At 57.7% G+C, this 24,059-nt stretch carries 23 protein-coding genes; 5 read left to right on the top strand and 18 right to left on the bottom strand.

The window, feature by feature from the left end; all coding sequences use genetic code 11:
* Positions 1-113 precede the first annotated feature (113 nt).
* From trpA to leuC, 10 genes are all read right to left on the bottom strand, one after another.
* The gene (trpA, locus tag DFR30_RS05030; protein WP_132971626.1) at positions 114-920 is read right to left on the bottom strand and encodes a tryptophan synthase subunit alpha; all 807 of its coding nucleotides are present in this window, start codon (positions 918-920) and stop codon (positions 114-116) included.
* Positions 917-2,131 carry a tryptophan synthase subunit beta gene (trpB, locus tag DFR30_RS05025; RefSeq protein WP_132971625.1) on the bottom strand — a complete coding sequence of 405 codons (1,215 nt, stop codon included), beginning with the start codon at positions 2,129-2,131 and terminating at the stop codon, positions 917-919. The genes trpA and trpB overlap by 4 nt, the downstream gene beginning before the upstream one ends.
* Positions 2,112-2,741 carry a phosphoribosylanthranilate isomerase gene (locus DFR30_RS05020; protein WP_132971624.1) on the bottom strand — a complete coding sequence of 210 codons (630 nt, stop codon included), beginning with the start codon at positions 2,739-2,741 and terminating at the stop codon, positions 2,112-2,114. Before DFR30_RS05020 ends, trpB begins: the two co-directional genes overlap by 20 nt.
* Positions 2,742-2,837: 96 nt before the next feature.
* Positions 2,838-3,617, bottom strand: a complete 780-nt coding sequence (truA, locus tag DFR30_RS05015) for a tRNA pseudouridine(38-40) synthase TruA (RefSeq protein ID WP_132971623.1) — start codon at positions 3,615-3,617, stop codon at positions 2,838-2,840.
* Between the two features lie 29 nt (positions 3,618-3,646).
* Positions 3,647-4,312, bottom strand: coding sequence for an energy-coupling factor ABC transporter permease (locus DFR30_RS05010; protein WP_132971622.1), 666 nt, complete (start codon positions 4,310-4,312; stop codon positions 3,647-3,649).
* A gap of 142 nt (positions 4,313-4,454) precedes the next feature.
* Positions 4,455-6,923 (bottom strand): motility hub landmark protein FimV, encoded by a 2,469-nt coding sequence (locus DFR30_RS05005; protein ID WP_243640751.1) that lies wholly within the window; start codon positions 6,921-6,923, stop codon positions 4,455-4,457.
* Positions 6,924-7,054: 131 nt separating this feature from the next.
* Positions 7,055-8,080, bottom strand: coding sequence for an aspartate-semialdehyde dehydrogenase (locus DFR30_RS05000; protein WP_132971620.1), 1,026 nt, complete (start codon positions 8,078-8,080; stop codon positions 7,055-7,057).
* 118 nt (positions 8,081-8,198) lie between these two features.
* Entirely contained in the window at positions 8,199-9,269 is a 1,071-nt protein-coding gene (leuB, locus tag DFR30_RS04995; protein ID WP_132971619.1) for a 3-isopropylmalate dehydrogenase, read from the bottom strand.
* 119 nt (positions 9,270-9,388) lie between these two features.
* Positions 9,389-10,036: a 3-isopropylmalate dehydratase small subunit gene (gene leuD, locus DFR30_RS04990; RefSeq protein ID WP_132971618.1), complete on the bottom strand. Its 648-nt coding sequence runs from the start codon at positions 10,034-10,036 to the stop codon at positions 9,389-9,391.
* Between the two features lie 24 nt (positions 10,037-10,060).
* Positions 10,061-11,476: a 3-isopropylmalate dehydratase large subunit gene (gene leuC, locus DFR30_RS04985; protein WP_132971617.1), complete on the bottom strand. Its 1,416-nt coding sequence runs from the start codon at positions 11,474-11,476 to the stop codon at positions 10,061-10,063.
* A gap of 89 nt (positions 11,477-11,565) precedes the next feature.
* Here leuC and DFR30_RS04980 point away from each other — a divergent pair, with 89 nt between their 5' ends.
* The 3 genes from DFR30_RS04980 to DFR30_RS04970 all read left to right on the top strand — a co-directional run bounded on the left by DFR30_RS04980 (position 11,566) and on the right by DFR30_RS04970 (position 14,164).
* Positions 11,566-12,432, top strand: a complete 867-nt coding sequence (locus DFR30_RS04980) for a LysR family transcriptional regulator (protein ID WP_132971616.1) — start codon at positions 11,566-11,568, stop codon at positions 12,430-12,432.
* 104 nt (positions 12,433-12,536) lie between these two features.
* Entirely contained in the window at positions 12,537-12,914 is a 378-nt protein-coding gene (locus tag DFR30_RS04975) for a HesB/IscA family protein (protein ID WP_132971615.1), read from the top strand.
* A complete protein-coding gene (locus DFR30_RS04970; RefSeq protein WP_132971614.1) occupies positions 12,905-14,164 on the top strand; it encodes an ATP-grasp domain-containing protein in 1,260 nt (419 codons plus the stop codon). The genes DFR30_RS04975 and DFR30_RS04970 overlap by 10 nt, the downstream gene beginning before the upstream one ends.
* A 106-nt stretch (positions 14,165-14,270) precedes the next feature.
* Here the strand turns inward: DFR30_RS04970 and DFR30_RS04965 are convergent, their stop codons facing one another.
* Positions 14,271-14,558 (bottom strand): oxidative damage protection protein, encoded by a 288-nt coding sequence (locus DFR30_RS04965; RefSeq protein WP_132971613.1) that lies wholly within the window; start codon positions 14,556-14,558, stop codon positions 14,271-14,273.
* A gap of 21 nt (positions 14,559-14,579) precedes the next feature.
* Positions 14,580-15,644, bottom strand: coding sequence for an AmmeMemoRadiSam system radical SAM enzyme (gene amrS, locus DFR30_RS04960; RefSeq protein ID WP_132971612.1), 1,065 nt, complete (start codon positions 15,642-15,644; stop codon positions 14,580-14,582).
* A 213-nt stretch (positions 15,645-15,857) separates the two neighbouring features.
* Here amrS and DFR30_RS04955 point away from each other — a divergent pair, with 213 nt between their 5' ends.
* Complete coding sequence (locus tag DFR30_RS04955; RefSeq protein ID WP_132971611.1) at positions 15,858-17,330, top strand: protein adenylyltransferase SelO; 1,473 nt, start codon at positions 15,858-15,860, stop codon at positions 17,328-17,330.
* Between the two features lie 37 nt (positions 17,331-17,367).
* Here DFR30_RS04955 and DFR30_RS04950 read toward each other — a convergent pair whose 3' ends face one another.
* The 6 genes from DFR30_RS04950 to DFR30_RS04925 form a co-directional block, all read right to left on the bottom strand.
* Positions 17,368-17,793: a SufE family protein gene (locus DFR30_RS04950; protein WP_132971610.1), complete on the bottom strand. Its 426-nt coding sequence runs from the start codon at positions 17,791-17,793 to the stop codon at positions 17,368-17,370.
* A gap of 2 nt (positions 17,794-17,795) precedes the next feature.
* Positions 17,796-19,136 carry a Fe-S cluster assembly protein SufD gene (gene sufD / locus DFR30_RS04945; protein WP_132971609.1) on the bottom strand — a complete coding sequence of 447 codons (1,341 nt, stop codon included), beginning with the start codon at positions 19,134-19,136 and terminating at the stop codon, positions 17,796-17,798.
* Positions 19,133-19,885 (bottom strand): Fe-S cluster assembly ATPase SufC, encoded by a 753-nt coding sequence (gene sufC, locus DFR30_RS04940; RefSeq protein WP_132974382.1) that lies wholly within the window; start codon positions 19,883-19,885, stop codon positions 19,133-19,135. The genes sufD and sufC overlap by 4 nt, the downstream gene beginning before the upstream one ends.
* Before the next feature lie 26 nt (positions 19,886-19,911).
* Positions 19,912-21,360: a Fe-S cluster assembly protein SufB gene (sufB, locus tag DFR30_RS04935; protein WP_132974381.1), complete on the bottom strand. Its 1,449-nt coding sequence runs from the start codon at positions 21,358-21,360 to the stop codon at positions 19,912-19,914.
* 100 nt (positions 21,361-21,460) lie between these two features.
* On the bottom strand, positions 21,461-21,976 hold the full coding sequence (locus DFR30_RS04930; protein ID WP_132971608.1) for a hypothetical protein: 516 nt from the start codon (positions 21,974-21,976) through the stop codon (positions 21,461-21,463).
* A 141-nt stretch (positions 21,977-22,117) separates the two neighbouring features.
* On the bottom strand, positions 22,118-22,873 hold the full coding sequence (locus DFR30_RS04925; RefSeq protein WP_132971607.1) for a Crp/Fnr family transcriptional regulator: 756 nt from the start codon (positions 22,871-22,873) through the stop codon (positions 22,118-22,120).
* A 227-nt stretch (positions 22,874-23,100) separates the two neighbouring features.
* Here DFR30_RS04925 and DFR30_RS04920 point away from each other — a divergent pair, with 227 nt between their 5' ends.
* Positions 23,101-24,054, top strand: a complete 954-nt coding sequence (locus DFR30_RS04920; protein ID WP_132971606.1) for a DnaJ C-terminal domain-containing protein — start codon at positions 23,101-23,103, stop codon at positions 24,052-24,054.
* Positions 24,055-24,059: the final 5 nt, after the last annotated feature.

Genomic DNA, 24,059 nt, shown 5'->3' with positions numbered 1-24,059 from the left:
TGCACCTTTACTCACTATAAGGCTTAAGTTTGTCCGTCATGCCGGCGCAGGCCGGCATCCGGTTCCGTGGTGTTTTCTGGATTCCGGCCTGCGCCGGAATGACGGGAGACGGATTAACTCGCGTCCATCGCCGCACGCATTTCGGCGATTACCTGTGGCGCTTCTGCCACGATACGGGCCGGCTCATCCACCAGCGCCGCAATGCGATTCACCAGTGCGCTGCCAACCACCACGGCATCGGCCACGCCTGCGACCTGTGCGGCCGACTCGGCATCGCGAATCCCGAAACCTACACCCACCGGCAAATCCGTATTGGCGCGAATCTGGTCCAGCTTGTTCTTTACGGACTGCACATCCAGCCGGTTGGCACCGGTCACACCCTTGAAGGAGACATAGTATAGGAAACCACCACCGTTTTTCGCCATCAGACGGATACGTTCATCACTGCTGGTCGGTGCAGCAAGGAAAATGGTATCAATTCCGTGTGTTTTCAGGGCAGCGACCAGTTCACAGCCTTCTTCCGGCGGAAGGTCCACGGTCAACGCACCGTCAACACCAGCAGATTCTGCCGCCTTTGCGAAAGTCTCGTAGCCCATGACCTCGATCGGGTTGAGATAGCCCATCAGGATCACCGGCGTTTCGCTATCCGTCTGGCGAAATTCCCGCACCATTTCCAGCACGTGGTGCAAACTGATGTGATGCTTCAGCGCACGTTCACAGGCGGCCTGGATCACCGGGCCGTCCGCCATCGGATCAGAAAACGGCACACCGAGTTCCAGCAGGTCGGCCCCGGCTTTTACCAGCGCATGCATCAGCGGCACCGTCACGTCGGGCTGTGGATCGCCGGCGGTTATATAGGGTATCAGCGCTTTACGGCCCTTGCTGCGAAGCGTGTCGAAACGGGCGGGAATACGACTCATACCTTGATGCCCTCCAGCCCGGCCACGGTATGGATGTCCTTGTCGCCACGACCGGACAGGTTCACCAGCAGGATCTTGTCCTTGTCGAGCGTAGGCGCAAGCTGTTTGGCATAAGCCAGCGCGTGGCTGGACTCGAGTGCCGGAATGATGCCTTCGGTTCGCGTCAGATCGTGGAACGCATCCAGCGCCTGCTGATCCGTGGCAGCGACATATTGGGCGCGACCACAGTCTTTCAGCCAGGCGTGCTCGGGACCGACGCCCGGGTAATCCAGGCCGGCCGAGACGGAATGGGTCTCGATGATCTGACCGTCGGCGTCTTCCATAAGATAGGTGCGATTACCGTGCAAAACGCCGGGATTACCGGCACACAGCGGCGCCGCATGGCGACCACTTTTAATACCGTCACCCCCGCCTTCCACACCGTACATGGCAACATCTTTATCTTCCAGGAACGGATAGAACAGACCAATGGCATTGGAACCACCGCCCACACAGGCGATCAGCGCATCGGGCAGACGACCGACCCGCTCCATCATCTGTGCGCGTGCCTCACGTCCGATAATAGTCTGGAAGTCACGCACCATCGCCGGGTAAGGATGTGGGCCAGCCACGGTACCGATAATGTAGAAGGTATCGTCGACATTGGTTACCCAGTCACGCATTGCCTCGTTGAGGGCATCCTTGAGCGTCTTTGAACCGGACTCCACCGCCACCACCTCGGCACCCAGCAGACGCATGCGGTACACGTTGATGGCCTGGCGCTGGATATCTTCCGCACCCATGTAGACGACGCATTGCATACCAAAACGCGCCGCCACGGTTGCCGTTGCCACGCCGTGCTGTCCGGCGCCGGTCTCGGCAATGACGCGTTTCTTGCCCATGCGTTTTGCCAGCAGCGCCTGGCCGATGGTGTTGTTTACCTTGTGCGCGCCGGTGTGATTCAGGTCTTCGCGCTTGAGATAGATTTGCGCACCACCCAGCTGTTTGCTCCAGCGTTCGGCGTGGTAGAGCGGTGACGGGCGTCCGACAAAATGCGCCAGGTCCTCGTCTATCTCACGCTGAAAATCTGCATCTCCACAAAACTTTTCGTAAGCCTGCCGAAGCTCTTCCAGCGGCCCCATCAGGGTCTCGGCAACGAACTTTCCGCCATACGGTCCGAAATGCCCGTCGGCATCCGGCAACCCGGATAAATCACTGCATTGTGTCGCCACGTACTACACCTCGTATAAATGCTTCAATTTTTTGCACCGACTTGATGCCCTTGTCCTGCTCGACGCCACTGCTGACATCGACGGCCCAGGGTCGGGTCTGACGTATGGCCTGCTCAACATTGTCGGGCGCAAGTCCGCCAGCCAGTATGACAGGTCGTTCGCCCGTTGCAGGCACCTGCGTCCAGTCAAAAGCCACACCGCCACCACCGTGAATATCCGGCTGCCAGGCATCTAACAGAAACCCGCCGGCATTCGGGTGCGCCTGCACCTGCGCCGCGACATCAACGCCATCCTTCATACCGATTGCCTTGATATAGGGCCGGCCAAAACCTTCACACTGGTCGGCAGTCTCGTTACCGTGAAACTGCAACAAATCGATGGGTACTTGCTGGAGTACTGCCTCGACCTGTTTACGCGGGGCATTCACGAACAGCCCCACCACGCTGACAAACGGCGGCAGGGCCGCGCAGATAGCCGCTGCCTGCTGCGGCTCCACGTAGCGCGGACTGGAGGCATAAAAGACCAGCCCGATAGCGTCAGCCCCGGCCTGCGCGGCCGCCTGACCGTCCTGCGCTCGGGTTATCCCACAGATTTTGACACGGGTTCGCATGACCTTCATCCGGCACGACGCAACAAGCCGCGTATGCTACCAGAAACCGGCCTGTTTCGGGGTGTTTCGCCGCGGTTTCGAGAGTTTAACCGGTGTTCAGCCAAATACCGGCAACATGCCCTGTTCTGGCAGATTGAAGCGCGTCGGGTATTGCACCCCGACCAGGTACAAACCGCCGGACGGCGCCGTCACCCCGCCGCGGGTGCGGTCCCGGTGTTCGAGGATTTCCTGCGCCCACACCGGCTCCTGCTCGCCCCGGCCAATGGCCATCAACACCCCGGCGATATTGCGCACCATGTGGTGCAGGAAGGCATTGGCCTGGATATCCAGGTAGATAAAATCACCCTGACGACAGATATCCAGCCGGTGCACGGTACGCACCGGGCTTTTGGCCTGGCAGGCCGTGGCGCGGTATGACGAAAAATCGTGTTCGCCGAGCAGGTAACGGGCGCCCGCCTGCATACGTTCTGCATCCAGTGTTTCGTGTACCCAGGTCACCCGCCGTCGCAGCAACGCGCTCGGTACCTCGCGCGTGAGAACGACATAGCGGTAACTGCGTGCCTCGGCGGAAAACCGTGCATGAAAATCGTCATCTGCACCGCGCACCCAGGTCAGGGTGACGTCATCGGGAAGATTGGCGTTGCTGCCGAGCAACCATTCGCATTCCCGGCGCTCCGCCGTGGTTTCAAAGTGAACGACCTGGTGTGTGGCGTGCACGCCGGCATCGGTACGCCCGGCACAGCACAACTGCACCGGGTGGTTGGCGACCTTCGACAAGGCCTTCTCGACGACTGACTGAACGGAAGGTGCGTGCGGCTGCGCCTGCCAGCCGGAATAACCGGCGCCGTCATATTCCACTCCACAGGCAACACGCATGCAATGTCCGGTTTGTTTATGAGAAAGCGCTACTTGTTGTGAATATAGCGTGCATCGTCAAAGCTGCATACCCAGGCAGGCTTTAGCGCAACCAGCGCCGTCATTACCATGCCGTTAACAATGGCTTCGGCAAAGAAAATCAACGGAAAGTACGGGTAGTACTGGTAACTCAGCCAGGCGGCATTGGCCGCGTCACTCGCCAGCATCACACCGGCGCCGGCCAGGCTGGACAAGAGTATGGAAAGTCCCGCCGCCAGGAAACCATTGACATAGATATAAACAAAAAAGTTATGTGGCAGCCGCCGCTGCGCAAAACGCAGCAAGACGGTGGTCACCAGTACCGGGATAGCGCCCATCACCAGGGCATTGATGCCCAGCGAGGCAAAACCGGTGTCAGTATAGAAGCTGCTGCCGACCAGCACCACCAGTACCGCCAGCATGGCCAGCGGCCAGCCGAACATCAGCGTCACGACCGTCATGCCCAGCAGGTGGAAATTGAGCGCCGGCAGCACACCGGCACGGGTGTTCCACAGCACCAGCAGCATCACGCAGGCGGCAAAGAACAGGTTGGAAAAATGGTTCTCGAGCAGGCGCGCGAGGGGCGCACGCCGCAGTGCGATCAGCAGCGCCATCGCAAACAGGGCGTTTGCCGGCCACAGCAAACCGGCGGGGATCAGCTCAGCGGGAAAGTCCATTGTGCGCTCCGTGGAAAACTATGCCTTTTATCCTACCTGGCGCAAAGACAGTCAAGACACAATCTGCATGGAAACCACATGGACCGGCGCAACAAAAAGGGGCGCCGAAGCGCCCCTGCATCCTTAACGGGTCAAGTCCGGATCAGGCAATCTGTTCCATGATGCCGCGGGCTTCGTCCTTTTGATCGTCGCTGCCCTCCTCGATCACTTCATCGAGAATACTGCGGGCGCCGTCCGGGTCACCCATATCAATGTAGGCTCGGGCCAGGTCAAGCTTGGTGGATATTTCATCCATATCGGCCAGCTCACCATCCCCGGACTCTTCGGGCTCATCAGAGCCGTCAAGATCAAGACTGTCGATATCGAAGTCCAGCGTATTCTCCTGCTCGATCGAATCGGACTCAATGCTGTCCATGTCGACATCCAGTTTTGATACAGCCGCTTCATCTGTTGGCGTAAATTCAACACTGTCCGGCGTGTCTTCACCGGTTTCCTTGTCCGCATCAAGAGACAGGCCAAGGTCAAAATCCAGACCCTCTTCTTCACTGTCCTGTGCCGCAGCCTCGGGCTCACGGGTCTCATCACCACCCGACTCGCCCATGTCAAACTCGACATCGTCATTGAGTGAGTCGATATCTCCCATGGTTTCAGAAACAGCACCACCCGGTTGATAGATCGGATTTTCCGGGCTGATCTCACGACCCATCTCGGCAACCTTCAGCCACACCGGGTCATCGGTATTTTCCAGTCGAGCAAGAATCAGTTCAGCATGCCCGTCAAACCCTGGCTGGTTTCTGGAAGCCAGGAAAACTTCGAGCATCTTCAGGTTAAGCTCTTCGTTCTGTGGATCCTTTTCCAGCGCATCGGCAATCAAATCCTCTGCTTGCTGAAAGCGTCCATAAGCCAGGTAGACATCGGCCTCGGCCAGCGGGTCAGCCTCACCATCGTTACGCATGGAGCCCATGTCGCTGACTGCAAACTCGGACAACAGGGAGGATTCACCGGTCGATGAATCACCTGATGCCGTGGAAACGATTTCACTGTCTGAGGCCTGGGCAGACTCACTGCCGGATGCCTGCAGGATGCTTTCCTGGAACTCGGTTTCAACGCTACGCTTGCGACGCAGACCAAAGAATGCCAGCAAAGCCAGTACTGCCATACCGCTGCCCAGCCACAGCGGATTGTTCATCAGGCGGTCGACAAAACCTGGCGTAGTTGCGGTATCCGGCACAACCGGGACAACCGGCTCCGGCTCAGCTTCAGTCGCAACCTCTTCAGTCACGTCAACCACCACGTCTGCCTCAGTACCCGCTGCATCAGCAGGAGGTGTCACATCACCATCGATGGCTTCTGCCATGCTATCTGTCGTTTCGGCAATGCCTGCCTCTTCGACTGCAGCCGCGGCACCTGCCGTATCAGCATCGACTTCCCCAGCCACCACGTCTGTTGCCGGAACCTCTCCTGAAGTTTCAGCCGGAGCAGTCACTTCAGCCGTTGTTTCCCCGACAACGGCCGATCCAGCACCAGCCTGGGCCTGCAATTGTGCCAGTGCTTCGTCCTTTAACTGAATCAGTCGCTGCATGTTCTGGATCTGTTCTTCAAGCACCGCAAGACGACCGGACATGTCATCACTCTGGCGACGTTGTGCTTCCATGGCCTCATTGGCCATGATCAGTTCACGCTTCAGTGCATCGAGTTCTGCAGCGCCTTCGGCGCTTCCCGTAGCACTGGCTGCGCCGGAGCCCTCGGGAGCGACCAGTTGCAGGCTTGGCTCGGCGGCAACCGCTGACTGGCCTGCTTCGCCCGGGGCTGTAGCCGAATTATCAGATAACTGCGTGCGGTTAACCTTACCACTTCGCCTGGCACGCCATGCTTCGTACTGGGCACGACTCTCGCGTCGCGCCTCCGCTCTGCTGAGAGAGGTCAATTCATCACGCGACGGTACCCGCAGGACATATCCTTCCTTGAGATTGTTGATGTTGTTTCCAGTAAAAGCTTCCGGGTTGGCACGTAAAAGACCCAGCATGGTCTGTTCTATGCTGACACCCTCATCAGGCCGCACCTGTCGTGCAACCTGCCAAAGTGTATCGTTACGTCTGGTGGGTCCATATTCCCCAGGCGCGACGGGATGCGGCGTACGGCCTGTGTTGCGAACCCTTGCTGATGAGGTAATGGGAGCTGACTGCACAGGGGCTACCCGTGCGGCGGGTGCCTGTACTGCAGGCGCCGCGGCCGGCATGGTCAACGGGGGATCGACCAGTACCGTGTATTCGCGCAACAAGCGTCCCTTGCTCCAGGAAATTTCCATCAGGAAGTCCAGGAACGGTTCGCGTATCACCTCGCGACTGGTGATCTGCACCACCGGTTTCCCCGCATCGTTGCGGACCACATTGAATTTGAGTTTGGAGAGGAACAGCGGACGATCAATACCGGCCTGTTCGAAAGCCCTGGGCGAACCCATGGAGATCTTGAGTTCCTGCATTTCCGCATCAGTCGCGGAGAGCAGCTCAACTTCTGCATTAAGTGGTTGATTCAGCGCTGATTTAAGATCAATTTCGCCGAGTCCCAGAGCAACCACGTTTCCTGTGGTCAATGCGCCCAGCATTGCCATTGCCAAGGCCGATTTCCTGAACATAAAAGTCCCCTTTTTTCCCTAGTTCGCATCCACAAGCGAACCCGGCCGTTCTCCCGACCGGACCATGTGCATCCACTGGCAGCCCAAACCCCGCTGAACAGACTCGCTCAGAGGTAGTTTTTTACCAGTATTTCAGCGATCTGAATACTGTTAAGGGCTGCCCCTTTGCGCACATTATCGGCGACCACCCATAAATCTAAACCTCTGGGATGCGAGATATCTTCGCGAATGCGGCCAACGTAGACCGTGTCACTGTTTGCACCCTCGGTAACGGCTGTAGGATAGCCGCCATCCTTGCGTTCATCCATGATCTCGATGCCCGGCGAACTCGCCAGTAGCTCACGACACTGATCGGCGGTCATCTTGTCGCACGTTTCGATATGCAGTGCCTCGGAATGACCGAAAAACACCGGCACGCGTACCGCGGTGGGATTCACCAGGATACTCTCGTCGTCCATGATCTTATGCGTCTCCCAGACCATTTTCATTTCTTCCTTGGTATAACCGTTTTCCTGGAAAACATCGATATGCGGCAACACGTTGAAGGCGATCTGCTTTGGATACACCTCAGCCTTCAGATCTTTTGTATTCAACAGGTTGGCTGTCTGGGTTGCCAGTTCCTGGATAGCATCCTTACCGGTGCCGGATACCGCCTGGTAGGTACAGACATTGATGCGCTCGATGCCTACGGCGTCGTGGATCGGCTTCAGCGCGACCAACATCTGGATGGTGGAGCAATTGGGATTGGCGATAATACCGTGGTCCTTGTAGTGGGCAATCTTTTCCGGGTTGACCTCCGGCACCACCAACGGGATTTCATCGTCGTAACGGAACTGCGAGGTGTTATCGATAACCACGCAGCCGGCTGCGGCCGCCTTTGGCGCATATTCCTTTGATATAGAGGCACCGGCAGAGAACAGGCCGATCTGCGCCCTGGAAAAATCGAACTCGGCAAGATTTTGTACGGTGAGCATTTTGTCGCCGAACTGTACCTTACTGCCGGCGGAACGTTCGCTGGCCAGCGGATAGACCTTGCCGACCGGGAAATTACGCTCGGCAAGAATTTCCAGCATAACTTCACCGACTGCACCGGTGGCGCCGACCACGGCGACATCAAATGTACGACTCATAATGACTCCTGTTCTCTCTTGTCTCTTACTCTGTCATTGCGAGCACAGCGAAGCAATCTCTCTGGTCTGGCGCCAGGCTGCAGGAGATTGCTTCGCTGTGCTCGCAATGACGAGGCAAAAATTAATCCAGCACTGCCACCACGGCATCGCCCATCTCTGCGCTACCCACACTTGCCTGCCCTTCGGCAGCAATATCCGGTGTGCGTAACCCCTGGTCCAGCACTTTGCCGACGGCCGCTTCAATGCGTTCGGCCGGTTCCGATTGACCAAAACTGTAGCGTAGCATCATCGCAACCGACAATATTGTCGCCAGCGGGTTCGCCACGCCCTGCCCGGCAATGTCCGGTGCAGAACCGTGAATCGGTTCGTACATGCCCTTGCCATCCGCATCCAGCGAAGCCGACGGCAGCATACCTATCGAGCCGGTCAGCATGGCGGCGGCATCGGACAGGATGTCACCGAACAGGTTGGTGGTTACCATCACGTCGAACTGTTTGGGCGCCCGTACCAGTTGCATGGCGGCGTTATCCACGTACATATGACTCAATTCGACATCCGGGTAATCGCTCGCCAGGCGCAACATAACCTGCCGCCACAACTCGGTCACCTCCAGCACGTTGGCCTTGTCTACCGAACACAGGCGCTTGCCGCGTTTCTGCGCAATTTCAAACGCGGAACGACCGATACGTTCAATCTCCGACTCACGGTATACCAGGGTGTTGAAGCCCTCCTTCTCACCGTTGTCGAGCGTACGCACACCGCGCGGCTGACCAAAGTAAATGCCACCGGTCAGTTCGCGCACGATCATGATATCCAGTCCGGACACAACCTCAGTCTTCAGTGTCGAGGCCTCTGCCAGTTGCGGGTAGAGAATCGCCGGGCGCAGGTTGGAAAACAGTTTCAGTTCCCCGCGCAGACCCAGCAGACCCTGCTCCGGACGTAACGGGCGGTCCAGTGACTCATACTGCGGCCCGCCAACAGCACCGAGCAGAATGGCATCCGCCTCACGCGCCTGTGCCAGGGTGTCTTCCGGCAACGGGTGGCCCTTTGCGTCATAGGCAGAACCACCCACCAGTCCCTGTTCCAGCTCCACCGACAGGCCATCGGCCTTCAGCCGGTCCAGCACTTTCACGGCTTCCGCAACAATCTCCGGGCCGATGCCGTCACCGGGGAGAATCAGAATTTTTTTCATGGTCGTTCATTCCTGCCATCAAGTAAGTTATTTAAACGTCATGCCGGCGCAGGCCGGCATCCATAACGCCGAGCACATGGATTCCGGCATCCGCCGGAATGACGGGAAACAAAGCGTCCTCAGCTTATACCGCTAAACAACCAGGGCGTTTCAGCGCGACGGCGTTGCTCGTAGGCGCGAATTTCATCGGCATACTGCAAGGTCAGACCGATATCATCCAGCCCGTTGAGCAGACAGTACTTGCGAAATTCATCGACCTCAAAGCCCATCACTTCACCTTCCGGCGTGGTTATGGTCTGCGTTTCAAGATCCACTTTCAAACGATAGCCTTCGTTGGTCTCGACATCGGTGAACAGACGGTCCATCACTTCCGCATCCAGCACAATGGGCAGCACACCATTCTTGAAACAATTATTAAAAAAGATATCCGCAAAGCCCGGCGCGATCACCACCCGGAAGCCGGCATCTTCCAGCGCCCACACGGCGTGCTCGCGTGAAGAACCACAACCGAAGTTCTCGCGTCCGAGCAGGATCTGCGCACCCTGGTAACGCGGCTGGTTCATGACAAAGTCCGGGTTCAGGCGCCGCTTGCTGTGATCCTCGCCAGGCTCGCCCGGGTCGAGGTAGCGCCAGTCATCGAACGCATTGGGACCAAAGCCGCTGCGCTTGACCGACTTGAGGTATTGCTTGGGGATGATGGCATCGGTATCGACATTGGGTCGATCGAGCGGCATCACCAGTCCGTCGAGTGTTGTGAATTTTTCCATATCGCTATTCGCCTGTTCGCGCGCTCAAACCAGCTCACGCGCATCAATAAAGTGGCCGGCCACTGCCGCCGCGGCCGCCATTGCCGGGCTGACCAGGTGCGTTCGCCCTCCGGCGCCCTGGCGACCCTCGAAATTGCGGTTGGAGGTCGAGGCGCAACGCTCCCCCGGCTCCAGACGGTCTGCATTCATGGCAAGGCACATGGAGCAACCCGGTTCACGCCATTCAAAACCGGCTTCGATAAAGACCTTGTCCAGCCCCTCTGTCTCGGCCTGCTGTTTGACCAGACCCGACCCCGGCACCACCATGGCGAGCATGATGTTATCCGCCACTTTACGGCCTTTCGCCACAGCAGCGGCTTCGCGCAAATCTTCAATCCGCGAGTTGGTGCAGGAACCGATAAACACCTTGTCGATTTTTATATCCGTGACCGGCATGCCAGGTTGCAGCGCCATGTATTCGAGCGCCTTCTGCATTCCGGTTTGCTTCACACTGTCACTTTCCTGTGCAGGGTCCGGCACCACACCGTTGACCGGCGTCACCATTTCCGGAGAAGTCCCCCAGGTAACCTGCGGCTGGATATCTTCGGCTTTCAATGTCACCACGCTATCAAACACCGCATCATGGTCACTGTGCAGATCACGCCAGTTCTCGATGGCGCGCTCCAGCATCTCACCCTTCGGCGCAAATGGCCGGCCGGTGACATAATCGATAGTCTTCTGGTCCACGGCCACCATGCCGCAACGCGCACCGGCTTCAATCGCCATATTGCACACCGTCATGCGTCCCTCTATGGACAGGGACTCGATGCCGCTGCCGGCAAACTCGATCGCGTGACCTGTACCACCGGCCGTGCCGATTTTACCGATAATGGCGAGCACTACATCCTTGGCCGTTACGCCTTCGCCGAGTTCGCCTTCCACGCGCACCTGCATGTTTTTCGATTTCTTCTGGATCAGGCACTGGGTGGCAAGCACATGCTCGACTTCGGAGGTACCGATACCAAACGCCATGGCGCCGAACGCACCGTGTGTTGAAGTATGCGAATCGCCACACACCACCGTCATGCCGGGCAAGGTTGCACCCTGCTCCGGGCCAATGACATGCACAATGCCCTGGCGTGCGTCGTTCATGTGGAACTCGGTGATACCGAAGCTCTCACAGTTACTGTCCAGGGTTTCCACCTGGATGCGTGCAACCGGGTCGGTGATACCTTTCACGCCCTGATCACGCTGTGTGGTCGGAACATTGTGATCCGGCACGGCCAGTACGCTGTCCGTACGCCACAACTTGCGTCCGCTGATCCGCAGGCCTTCGAAGGCCTGCGGCGAGGTCACTTCGTGTACCAGGTGCCGGTCAATATAAATAAGACCGGTGCCGTTCTCGTCCTCGCGCACCAGGTGCGTGTCCCACAACTTGTCGTAGAGTGTCTTGCCGCTCATCCTTACCTCCTGACTGTGAGGCAATCCTACGGCTTAAGCATAAATAACTCCAATTCATATTTTTTATATTTTGTATTACTATATGGAATATGGATATCGCCTCGCTCAGGGCTTTTCTCGCGGTCGCCGATGCCGGCTCCTTCTCAGTGGCCGCGGAACGCCTGTTCCTGACCCAACCCGCTGTCAGCAAACGCATTGCCGCGCTGGAAAGTGAACTGGAGGCACGTCTTTTCGACCGCATTGGTCGCACGGTATCACTCACCGAAGCCGGCCGTGCCCTGCAACCGCGGGCGCGCACTATCCTGGTAGAAATCGAGGACAGTGTGCGCGCCATTTCCAACCTCAGTGGTGAGGTACACGGCACGCTACGCTTCGCCACCAGCCACCACATCGGCTTGCACCGTTTACCGCCGGCCCTGAAAACGTTTACACAGCAACACCCGGACGTCCGGCTGGATATTCGTTTTATGGATTCCGAAGCGGCCTGTGTGGCCGTTGAACACGGGGAACTGGAACTGGCCATCGTCACCCTGCCGCCCGACCCTTCGCCAAATCTCGCTCTCGACCCGGTGTGGGAAGACCCGCTGGGCATTGTCGTTTCACGCGAACACCCGCTTTCCGGCAAGCGCATCACAACGCTGTCTGCCCTGCTCGAACATCCGGCCATTCTTCCTGCCACCGGCACCTACACACGCCAGATCGCCGAACAGGCCTTCAGCAAGGCCGGCGCCGTGCTCGACGTGGCGCTCTCGACAAATTACCTGGAAACCATACGGATGCTGGTATCGGTCGGCATTGGCTGGAGCCTGCTGCCCCTGACCATGCTGGATGGGCAGCTGAAGCACATCCCTGTGCCGGCGCTTCAGCTACAGCGCACTCTGGGCGTTGTCACGCACCGGGAACGCACGCTGTCGAATGCAGCGCTTGCCTTGCAGTCACTGCTGCACAGGGTCTGAATACCCTGAAGCAATTCCCTTTCTGCACGGAGAGTAGTTGAAAAGCCGGAAGGCGTGGTAAACTGTCGCTATACAGACAGATATACAACCACGGTGACCTTAATATGTCCGAAGTACAGTACAACCCGAAATTAACTGATGAAATCAAGGTTTCTCCGGAAGCCGTCGAGCAGCTGATCGCGCTTACCGAAAATGAAGATGCCGTCAACGGTGTACGCATTTTTGTCTCCGGCGGCGGTTGTGGTGGCATGACCTACGGCATGACGTTTGTCGAACAGCCCAACGACTACGATTGTGTTCTGGAAAATGACGGCATGAATATCTATGTCGATGCCGTGGCACTGGGCTTTCTGGAAGGCGTGGAAATTGACTTCAAAACCCAGGGCGTGAACAAAAGCTTTGTGTTCAAGAACGTGTTCGCCAATACCGGCGGCGCCGGTACCTGCGGTGCCTGTGGCGCAGCCGGCGGCGGTTGCGGCTGACACGCCGTCTACTCCTGGTTGCCCAACCGGGCAGCTACCGTATCGCACCCTACCTGTTCGCCGCCCGGCGAATGGGTGTCGATACGCTGATCGCCTCGCGCGGCAAACACTCCCTTATCAGCGAAGTTTCCAGTGGTCTGCACATCGACCCGGATGACAGCGAAACGGCACTGCAGGATATTCTCCGGCAGGCTGACCTGACCCCTTTCGACGGCATTCTCGGCAGTGACGACAGCACTGTCGAACTGGCCGCCATGGCGGCGCAGGCACTGGGCCTGCCGCATAATCCCCCCAAAGCTGCACGCCTGTCACGACGCAAGGATCTGGCACGTGCTCACCTGGCGCTGGCCGATTGCCCGGTGCCCATGCACAGCCTTGTCGACCTGCAAAAACCCCTCGAAAGACAGGCCCAGGGCATGCCCTGGCCGTGCGTCATCAAACCGCTCAACCTGTCGGCCAGCCGCGGCGTGATACGCGTGGATAACCTGGACGAATTCATCGCCGCCTGTGAGCGCATCAGGCCTATCCTGGCTGAACAGACCGACCCGTTCCTGCAATCAAACCTGCTGGTGGAACATTATGTCGACGGAGTTGAAGTGGCCTACGAAGGCTTCCTGCACGAAGGCCGGCTAACCACCCTGACCCTGTTCGACAAACCCGACCCGTTGACCGGTCCCTTCTTCGAGGAAACCATCTACGTCACGCCCTCTCAACTCGATGCCGAAACGCAGGCGCGCATCGAACACAATGTCGCCCGTGCCTGCAAAGCCTATGGCCTGACCACCGGCCCGGTGCATGCTGAATTGCGTGTCGATGAACAGGACGCGTGGATACTGGAAGTTGCCTCGCGCACCATCGGCGGTGACTGCGCGCGTATCCTCGACCAGGGCAGTGATTTCAATCTGGAAGAACTGGTGATTTCGCTGGCCATCGGGCAACCACTGGCGAACCGCCCCTCGCAAAAAGCCCGCGGGGTGATGATGTTGCCAATCCGCAAAGGCGGCATACTGCGCCGGGTGGAAGGTATAGAAGCCGCGCGCAAGGTCAGATATATCGACCGCGTGGATATCATTATTCGCGACGGTAACGAACTGGTACCGCTACCGGAAGGTAACCAGTACCCCGGTTACCTGTTCGCCAGTGGCAACAGCACGGATGAGGTCACCCGCGCGTTGCGGGAAGCCTGCGACAAACTGAACTTCGTGGTGGCGCCGTTACTGCGTATCGAAGGTGGACCAACGGACCTGTGAGTTTGTCCCGTATACCTGTCATTGCGAGCGAAGCGCGGCAATCTTTTTGAGTCTCGCACCAGGCTGAGAGAGATTACCGCGCTTCGCTCGCAATGACGGGCTTGTGTTACTTCTTGCCACCCGCCGCCTGCTGGAACCCGGCCGGTAACTGGCCATAATCACCTTCACCGAAGAAGAAACCCTGCATGTGTTTCTCGATCAGCTCGATGGCCTTTTCGTCAGCCGTGGTCAGACCGTTTTCGTTAATGATCGTTGTCAGGCGTTCCAGCCACTGGTTCCAGCCTTCCTGCGAAACATTCTCATAGATACGGATACCCAGTTCACCCGGATGCGGCGGCTTGTCCAGCCCTTCCGCCTCTCTCTTGAGTACCACACACTGCACCATTCTCGTCATGTCGATTTCCTGAACGGGTTGTTAATCGGTTAGGTTCTGTTCGTATTTTTTCAGCAGTACGCCATCGTCGCCACAGCAACTCGCCGCGCACTTCCTGACCTCGTGTATCTCGTCCTCGCTGGCGCCAAGATAGAATGACACCGGGCGATTCTCGGCCGCGCAGTCGCAACCCTTGTCATTATACACGTAAATATTCGTAAGCCCGGCGCGTTGTGCGGCATCGCGGGCCGCGAACAGGCTGGACTCCGGGGTAGGCGGCACGTCGCTGAGCTTGTAGGCCGGGAAAAAACGCGTTATGTGCCACGGACTGTCCTTGCCAAGGTTATCACGCACCCAGCAGGCGATACGGTAGTGCTCTTCCGGATCATCGTTCTTGCCGGGGATGATATTGGTCCGGGTTTCCACATGGATACCCAGTTCCTGGGCCTTTTTAATCGAGTGCAGCACCTGCTCGACCCGTGCCGGCTTGCAGATTTCACGGTAGAACGCATCACTGAGGCTTTTGATATCCGAGCACAATACATCGATATGCGGCGCCGCCAGTTCCAGCGCCTCATCGGTGACGAAACTGTTGGACACGTACACGGTGTACAGCCCCGCCTCGTGCGCCAGCTTTGCCACGTCAATGATGTATTCCAGCCACACGGCCGGCTCTGAATACGTAAAGGCAATACCCTGCACACCGGCGCGCAACGCTGAATCGACCAGCGACTGCGGCGGCACCCAGGCTTCACGCGATTCACCGCGCGCCAGCTCGTCCAGTGCCTTCACTCCCCAGGAAATATCCAGGTTGTGGCAACCGCCGCAGCGGAAGCTGCAACCGTAACTACCCACGGACATCACCTGCGTACCGGGACGGTAGTGCTTTACCGGCTTGTCCTCAATGGGGTCAATATCGATCGATGAAAGGATGCCGTAGGACAGGTTATACAGGGTGCCATCGCGGTTCACGTGCGCCTGGCAGAAGCCGCGCTGGCCGTGACCGATTTTGCAACGCCACAGGCACAGGTTGCAGCGCGTGGTGCCGTTGGCAAGCTTCTCCTGCAGGCGTGTTTCGACAAGCTGGTATTGTTGGGGGGCGGTCAAGCGTCACCTGCAGAATTAACGTTGTGGGAAAGTACGCGCCATATTACACCAAACACCACAATACGTTTGATAACCGTTGAGGACTTCCGGTTTTCCGGACACGGCGGCACCGCCCGTACTCCACTCAATCCACTATTGAATGTGTGTGAAGCCGCCGGCCGGTTTCCGATATGATAGTTTCATCAGAAATATCAGGTGCAACCCGTCCGCTCCATGAAATCACTCCAGCAACTCCGGTTCGAAAACCACTACGCCAGTCTGCCGGAAATCTGCCTGTCCGGGCATTCGCCACAGCCGCTGGAAAACGCCCGCCTGGTTCACTTCAATGCCGACGCCGCCGCACTGATCGACCTGGATCCCGGCCAGGCGAATACACCGGAGTTCCTCGACTTCGTATCCGGCAAACAACTGCTGCCCGACTGCCAGCCACTGGCCATGTGCTATGCCGGTCACCAGTTCGGCCAGTATGTGCCACGTCTCGGTGACGGACGCGCCATTCTGCTCGGCCAGGTACGCAACGATGACGGGCAAAGCTGGGACCTGCAACTCAAGGGCGGCGGCAAGACGCTGTATTCACGCGGCGGTGATGGACGTGCCGTACTGCGCTCCACGATCCGGGAATACCTGTGCAGCGAAGCCATGCACGGACTGGGCATACCCACCACGCGCGCCCTGTGCCTGATCGACAGCGATGAAGAGGTATACCGGGAACAAATCGAGACCGGTGCCATGCTGGTGCGCATGGCGCCCACCCATATCCGTTTTGGCAGCTTTGAGTACCTGTATTACGAAGAGCGCCACGATGACCTGCGTGCGCTGGCCGACTACACGCTGAAGCACTATTTCCCCGATCTTGTGGAATCCGACAATCCTTTCCTTGCCCTGCTCGAAACGGCCATCGCCTCCACGGCCAACCTGATTGCACAGTGGCAGGCCGTGGGTTTTGCGCACGGCGTGATGAACAGTGACAACATGTCTATGCTGGGATTAACGCTGGATTATGGCCCCTTCGGTTTTCTCGATGCCTATGACCCGGGGTTTATATGCAATCATTCGGACCACAGCGGGCGCTACGCTTTTGACCAGCAGCCGCATATCGGACTGTTCAATCTCAGTTGCCTGGCACAGGCGCTGCTGCCCCTGATCGATACACAAGCGGAAACTTCCGCAGCGCTGGCCCGCGAAGCCCTCGACCGCTACCAGGCACTGTACATAGACGCCTACGCGGAACGCATGCGTGAAAAACTCGGGCTGCAAACCGCCCGTCCGGAAGACAAGGAGCTGTGTGAAACCCTGCTCGGGGTGATGGCCTCCTGCCGCGCCGACTACACGCGGGTATTCCGGCAGTTATCGGAACCGAATGGTCTCGAAACACTGCGCGACCTTTTTACCGACCGCGATGCCATCGATACCTGGCTGCGCCATTATCGGGCGCGTCTGGAGCATGAGAAATGCGTGCCCGAAGCACGCAGCCAGCGCATGAAACAGGTCAATCCGAAATATATCCTGCGCAACTACCTGGCCGAGAACGCTATCCGCAAGGCGCGAGACGAACAGGACTTCAGCGAAATCGGGCGCCTCATGACGCTGCTGAAAAACCCCTTCGATGACAACCCGGAATTTGATCACTATGCCGCCGAGCCACCTGACTGGGCACAGGGTATTTCGGTCAGCTGTTCTTCCTGATGCACCTGTACGGAAGATTCATGTCAGAACTGAGGTGTCAGGCGACCTCCTTCGCCAGCCCGCGCACCTGCTGTTTCATTAACTCAACAATCGCGTAAACACCCACATGACGGTTGGGTGACAGGTGTTCGTAGAGGTGCAGACGTTCAAACACTTCGTCGACATCAAGTTTCTCTATCTCCTCGGCAGTCCGGCCCGATGCCAGTTCAATGAGAATTGCAAGCACACCCTTGATGGTACTGGTGTCGCAGTCTCCGTGGAAACGTATGCGTGACGCATCCCCCTCGTCATGACAGGCACTGACCCAGACTTTGCTCATGCAGCCTTTGACGCGATTATCACCGGTCTTCAGTTCGTCCGGCATGGCAGGTAATTTTTTGCCGAGCTCGGTGAGATACAGGTAACGCTGTTCCCAGTCACCGAGAAGGTTGAAGTTCTCAACAATGTCGTCGAGGCTCGCCATGTTCAGACCGACGCCTCCCGCGCACCCGACAGGTCAAGCGTGCGGCACAATAGCGCGCCTGCTTTTTCACGAAGTCTTTCATCATCGAGCGACTGAATGATTTCTGCGGCAAATCCCGACGCCAGCATGGTCCGGGCAGCCACTTCATCCAGCCCTCTGGAACGCAGGTAAAACACCTGCTGCGGATCCAGCTGACCGACGGTTGTACCGTGACTGCATGCCACATCGTCTGCATCGATTTCCAGCCGTGGCTTGGTGTCGACTTCCGCATGTTCGGACAACATCAGGTTATCATTTCGCAGTTGTGCATCCGTATGCTGCGCAGACTCGCCCACATGAATACAGCCATCAAATACACCACGCCCCTTTCCGTACAGCACACCCCGGAAGTTGACCCGGCTTTTGCAGGATGGCACGCTGTGTTCAATATTGATGTGCACATCAGAAAGCTGTCCGTCACCGACGGTATACAGACCGTCGAGTTCACAGTGGGCAGCTTCATCGCAGAAGCCGATCCGGAATTCCACCCTTGACCAGGAACCACCCAGCATCAGCGGCACACTGCGATAGTGACTGCCGGCATCAAGTGACAGAAATACACTTCCCAGGTGCCTGGCGCCAGGTGCTTCGTTCTGAATGCGGACGTGACTCAGGTCAGCCCCGGCATCCAGAAGGATCTCACTTATACCATTATAAAAATAACGGGCTTCTGCTTCACCGGTACAATACTCGACCAGTTCTGCTTTTGCGCCGGACTCGAGCACCACGAGATTGCGTACCGGTACCAGGCTGGCCTGCTCGCGGGCAGCACCGAGACAAATTAACGCTATCGGACGATCGACAGATACGCCTTCAGCCACATGCAGAAACAGACCGTCGTCGATCAATGCGCTGTTCAGTGCGTTAAAAAGATGACCTCCCTGTCCCGCAACCGAACCCAGCCAGTTTTCCACCTGCCCGGGACTGTGCTTCATGTAATCGCGCAGGCTGCCAAACATGACGCCACCCGGAAGGTGTTCCACATTGGAAAGGTGGGCAGCGAAGCGCCCGTTAACCAGCACCAGCCGCCATGTGTCGGCTGGCGATATAAACGCGTCACCGTCAATAGTGGGTGACAGGTCGGCAGGAATGTCATCGAGATACCAGTCCTCGGCCAGTAAACTGTCGATTGGCGTGTAGCGCCAGTCTTCCTGTTTGCGTTCAATCAGCGGCAATGCATCCAGCAATGCAACTGCATGATGACGCATCCTTGCAAGGCAATCGTCGGCCCGTTGCCCCGCTGCCAGGCCGGCCTGATTTGCCGCGCTCCGGAACCAGCGCCGCTGTGTCAGTTCGTCCGTCATGCGGCTATCCCACCCGCCAGCCAGCCATAACCCCTGCGTTCAAGCTCCAGCGCAAGCTCACGATTACCGGAACGCACCATACGGCCACCCATCAGCACGTGGACCCGGTCCGGTTCAATATGCTCGAGCAGACGCTGGTAATGCGTAATCAGCAAAATAGTGCGGCCCGGACCGCGCAGCGCATTGACGCCGTCTGAAATGACGCGCAACGCATCGATATCCAGGCCGGAATCGGTCTCATCGAGAATCGCCAGGGCTGGCTCCAGCAGGGCCATCTGCAGAATCTCGTTACGCTTCTTTTCGCCACCGGAAAAGCCTGCATTAACGTTACGCTTCAACAGAGTCGGGTCCAGCCCGAGTTGTTCTGCATGTTGCTTCGCCAGGCGTATAAAACTGCCGGCATCCAGTTCACTTTCATTCCGTGCGCAACGGATAGTATTCAGTGATTCGCGCAGGAAAGTCATGTTGTTAACGCCGGGCAATTCTACCGGATACTGCATGGCCAGAAACACACCCTTGCGGGCGCGCGTCTCGGTATCCATGTCCAGCAGGTTTTCACCCTGGTAGCAAATCTCGCCCTGCGTAACCCGGTAACCGTCACGCCCCGCCAGCACGTGCGCAAGTGTGCTCTTGCCCGACCCGTTCGGACCCATAATCGCATGCACTTCGCCTGCATTCAGGTTCAGGTCAACACCTTTCAGAACAGGTTTCCCTTCGACTTCGACATGCAGGTCTTTTATAGACAGCATCATGGCACACTCCTTTTCGAATACGCTCAGCCAACCGCACCTTCCAGTGTGATGTTCAGTAATGTCTGTGCCTCGACGGCGAACTCCATCGGCAACTCGTTGAACACTTCCTTGCAGAACCCGTTGACAATCATGAACACGGCGTCTTCTTCCGACATCCCGCGTTGTCGGCAATAGAAAAGCTGGTCCTCGGCTATTTTCGATGTGGTCGCCTCGTGCTCAACGCGGGCGGTCGGGTTACGCACTTCGATATACGGCACCGTGTGCGCACCGCAATGATCATTCAGCAACAGTGAATCGCAACGCGTATGGTTACGCGCATGGGCTGCGCGTGCGCTCATGCGCACCAGACCACGGTAGGTATTCTGTCCATGCCCCGCAGAAATGCCCTTGGATACAATGGTGCTGCGCGTGTTACGCCCCAGGTGAATCATCTTGGTCCCGGTATCAGCCTGCTGCCGGCCGCGCGTTACTGCCACGGAATAAAACTCGCCAATTGAATCATCGCCTCGCAAAATACAGCTCGGGTATTTCCAGGTAATGGCCGAGCCGGTTTCCACCTGCGCCCAGGAGATATGTGACCGGTCACCCCGGCAGTCACCGCGCTTGGTCACAAAGTTATAGATACCACCGCGACCCTGCTCATCACCGGGATACCAGTTCTGCACGGTGGAATACCGGATACGCGCATCTTCCAGCGCAACCAGTTCAACAACGGCAGCGTGCAGCTGGTTTTCATCGCGCATCGGTGCCGTGCAACCTTCCAGGTAACTCACATGACTGCCCGCTTCGGCGACAATCAGTGTGCGCTCGAACTGGCCGGTGTTGGCTTCATTGATACGGAAATAGGTGGACAACTCCATCGGGCAACGCACGCCTTCCGGTATATAGACAAACGTGCCATCACTGAACACGGCCGAATTCAGCGCCGCGAAGAAATTATCCGTGTGCGGGACAACCGAACCCAGGTAGCGTTGTATCAGTTCCGGGTATTCACGTATTGCCTCGGAAATGGAACAGAAAATCACCCCGGCCCCGGCAAGGCTGCTCTGAAATGTCGTCGCCACAGAAATACTGTCGAACACGGCATCCACGGCCACCCCGGCGAGCGCCTTTTGTTCCTGCAACGGGATACCGAGACGGTTATAGGTTTCGATCAGATCCGGGTCGACCTCGTCGAGGCTCGCCGGACCGCTACCCTTGCGCTTCGGTGCGGAGTAATACGAAATCGACTGAAAATCAATCGGGGCATGGTGTACATGCGCCCAGGCAGGCTCGTGCATGCCCTGCCAATGGCGGAAAGCCGTGAGCCGGCGCTCCAGCATCCAGTCCGGTTCCTGCTTTCTCTCGGAAATGGCACGAACGACGGATTCATCCAGACCCGGCGGCAGAGTGTCCGATTCAATCTCGGTGACAAATCCCTGCGCATAACCCGTCTGTACCAGCTCACTGACTGCCTTGTTGTTCGCCGCCATCGCCATGAACCCCTGCAGGAATACCTGACAAAAATGCTCAGGTATTACTTATGCGCCTTTTAGCGAGGGAAAACAAGATTGAGGAAAGTAGGGATATTGATCAGGCGGCGTGCACGGCCATTTCTGTACTTTCTGTCCTGGCGATTGTTTCACTGGCCCGTTCCACCTCGTCACGGGGGCCCTGCACAATCAGTATCAGGCGGCCCTGGTCAACCACGGACTCATAGTGCAATGCACTGTCGCCCGACAGACCCACGGCATAGAGACCCATACCCAGCCGATGGAGTTTCCCTCCAATCAGCTTTCTGTCCGGCTTGCCGGTTAATACGGTGACAATGGCGCCCGCAACCGTAAACGGGCCAAAACCCGGCGCCCAGAAAAATCCCGCTGAGCCAAGTAATGCGTGTACACGGTTCCAGAAGTCAGCCTGCTCTCCGTGGAATCTGGGCATACCCCGGGACAAGATGAGTGCAAAGTGGTGCTGTTCGCTGTAACCACCTTTGCCGATAACAGACACTTTTTTCAGATCATAACCATTGCGCTGCAATGCAGCGATGGAATCTTCGAGCTGTTGCTGAAGGTCATATACCGCCACACAGCTATTAATGTCAGACACTCAACGACCTCCTCTTACCCGCTCTATGAGGATAATGTGACTCATTCCGGGAAGCAGGTCTGTCACCTGACTGACAATCACCAGGGGAACCCCGGGGAAAATAAAGCACCCTGTCGTAAATCAGGGCCGTGATGGCAGGATTTACTGGCTGCCTGTTTTCTCCGTATCACCGTGTGTCGGTGACTCATCGGCGTAGTCCTGCAGGGATTCCAGCTCTGTCACCACGGTCTGGAAATGCCGCTTGTGCAGAATACCCTGCTTGCGCCAGTGCTGAAGATGCCGGTTCACGACCTGCCGAACAGAGCCGACCATGCGCGCCAGCGACTCGTCGTGCAGGTCATTGATCAGGTGTAATGAACGTTCTCCCGTGGTGGGCCCACTATTACAGGGCTTCACGTGACGGAGAATCAGCCGCGCGAGACGTGTCATGGTGTCGTGCAGGGCAAGATCGGTTGCCAGATCCTCCAGCTTGCGCATCTGCTCTCCCAGGTAAGGCAGGAAATTCCGGTTGAACTCGGGGTGTTTTTCCAGCCACGCCCTGGCATCGCCGAGCGGTACAGAAATCAGGCTGACATCATCGAGCGCAACCGGCGTCATTTCATGCGGTCTGTCGTTGAGGAGCGTAATCATGTCAATGCCGTCACCCGGCCCGAGCAGGAACAGGGTAATGCTGCGACCGGTCTGTGGATTGATACGCGTCACCTCGACACGGCCGTCGACCAACAGGAACAGGCGCTGCTGAAACAGGGAGGGATCCAGCTGCACGCCCCGGCGCCAGCTGTCGCGCCGGAACATCTCCAGCATATCGTCCATCAGCTCGTCTGACAGACCGGTAAACAAGGGTGAGCGGGCAAGCCGGTTCTTGCAGTGCGTGTAGTACGCCATATCCCTTTTCATGCTGGCAGCTCCGGAAATGTTCGGACGTGGATTGTCGCACAGCTTGCGACAGGCAACAAAACCGGACACCCTGTCACGTAAGTGACACCCCCGGCCGGCAACCGATGGTACGCTACCCCGCAAATATCTGCCGTGTCATCGGCTCTGTGTCCGGGCCTGCTTGAAACCGGCCTGTCTCGCCACCATTTACCGGGCACACATAATCTAGCCGCTCATCGGAGCCGTACATGGAATTCAAAGACTATTACAAAATTATGGGTGTGGAGCGTGACGCCACCCAGGATCAGATCAAGCGCGCCTACCGCAAGCTGGCGCGCAAGTATCACCCGGATGTCAGCAAGGAATCCGACGCCGAGGAACGCTTCAAGGAAGTGGGTGAAGCCTACGAAGTCCTGAAAGACCCTGAAAAACGTGCAGCCTATGACCAACTGGGTGCCAACTGGAAAGCCGGTTCCGATTTCAACCCGCCACCGGACTGGGATGCCGGCTTTGAATTTGGGGGTGGCGGCTTCACCGCGGGTGACGCCGGCGATTACAGTGACTTTTTTGAGTCCTTGTTTGGCCAGGGATTCGCTGGCGCACGTGGCGGTGGACAGCGGCGCGGCGGCTACCATGCGCGTGGCGAAGACCACCATGCCAAGGTCCTGATTGATCTCGAAGATGCCTTTAATGGTGCAACACGCACGATTACCCTGCGCCATCCCGAGCTGGACGCCAGTGGCCACGTGGTAAACCGTGAACGCACTCTGAACATCAAGATCCCGAAAGGTGTCAAGGAAGGCCAACGCATCCGGCTGACCGGTCAGGGCTCGCCCGGCATGGGAGAAGGACCGGCTGGCGACCTGTACCTCGAGATCAATTTCAAACCTCACCCGCTGTACCGTATCGAGGGCCGTGACCTGTATCTCGACCTGCCGGTTGCGCCCTGGGAAGCGGCGCTGGGTGCGACGGTTAAAACACCCACACCCAAGGGATCGGTTGACCTGAAAATCCCTGCAGGCACCCGCAGCGGGCAGAAACTGCGCCTGAAAGGCCGGGGTATCCCGGGCACACCGCCAGGTGACATCTATGTTATCCCGCAGATCGTCCTGCCACCGGCAAATACCGATGAGGCAAAAGCGCTGTATCGCAAGATGGAGCAGGAACTGGCATTCAACCCACGCAGCAAACTGGGAGTGTAAGCAGC

Origin of the sequence: Thiogranum longum (genome assembly GCF_004339085.1) — a bacterium.
Lineage (GTDB): Bacteria > Pseudomonadota > Gammaproteobacteria > DSM-19610 > DSM-19610 > Thiogranum > Thiogranum longum.
Note: the sequence above shows the minus strand (reverse complement) of the source record. Positions and strands in the feature narration are given on the sequence as shown.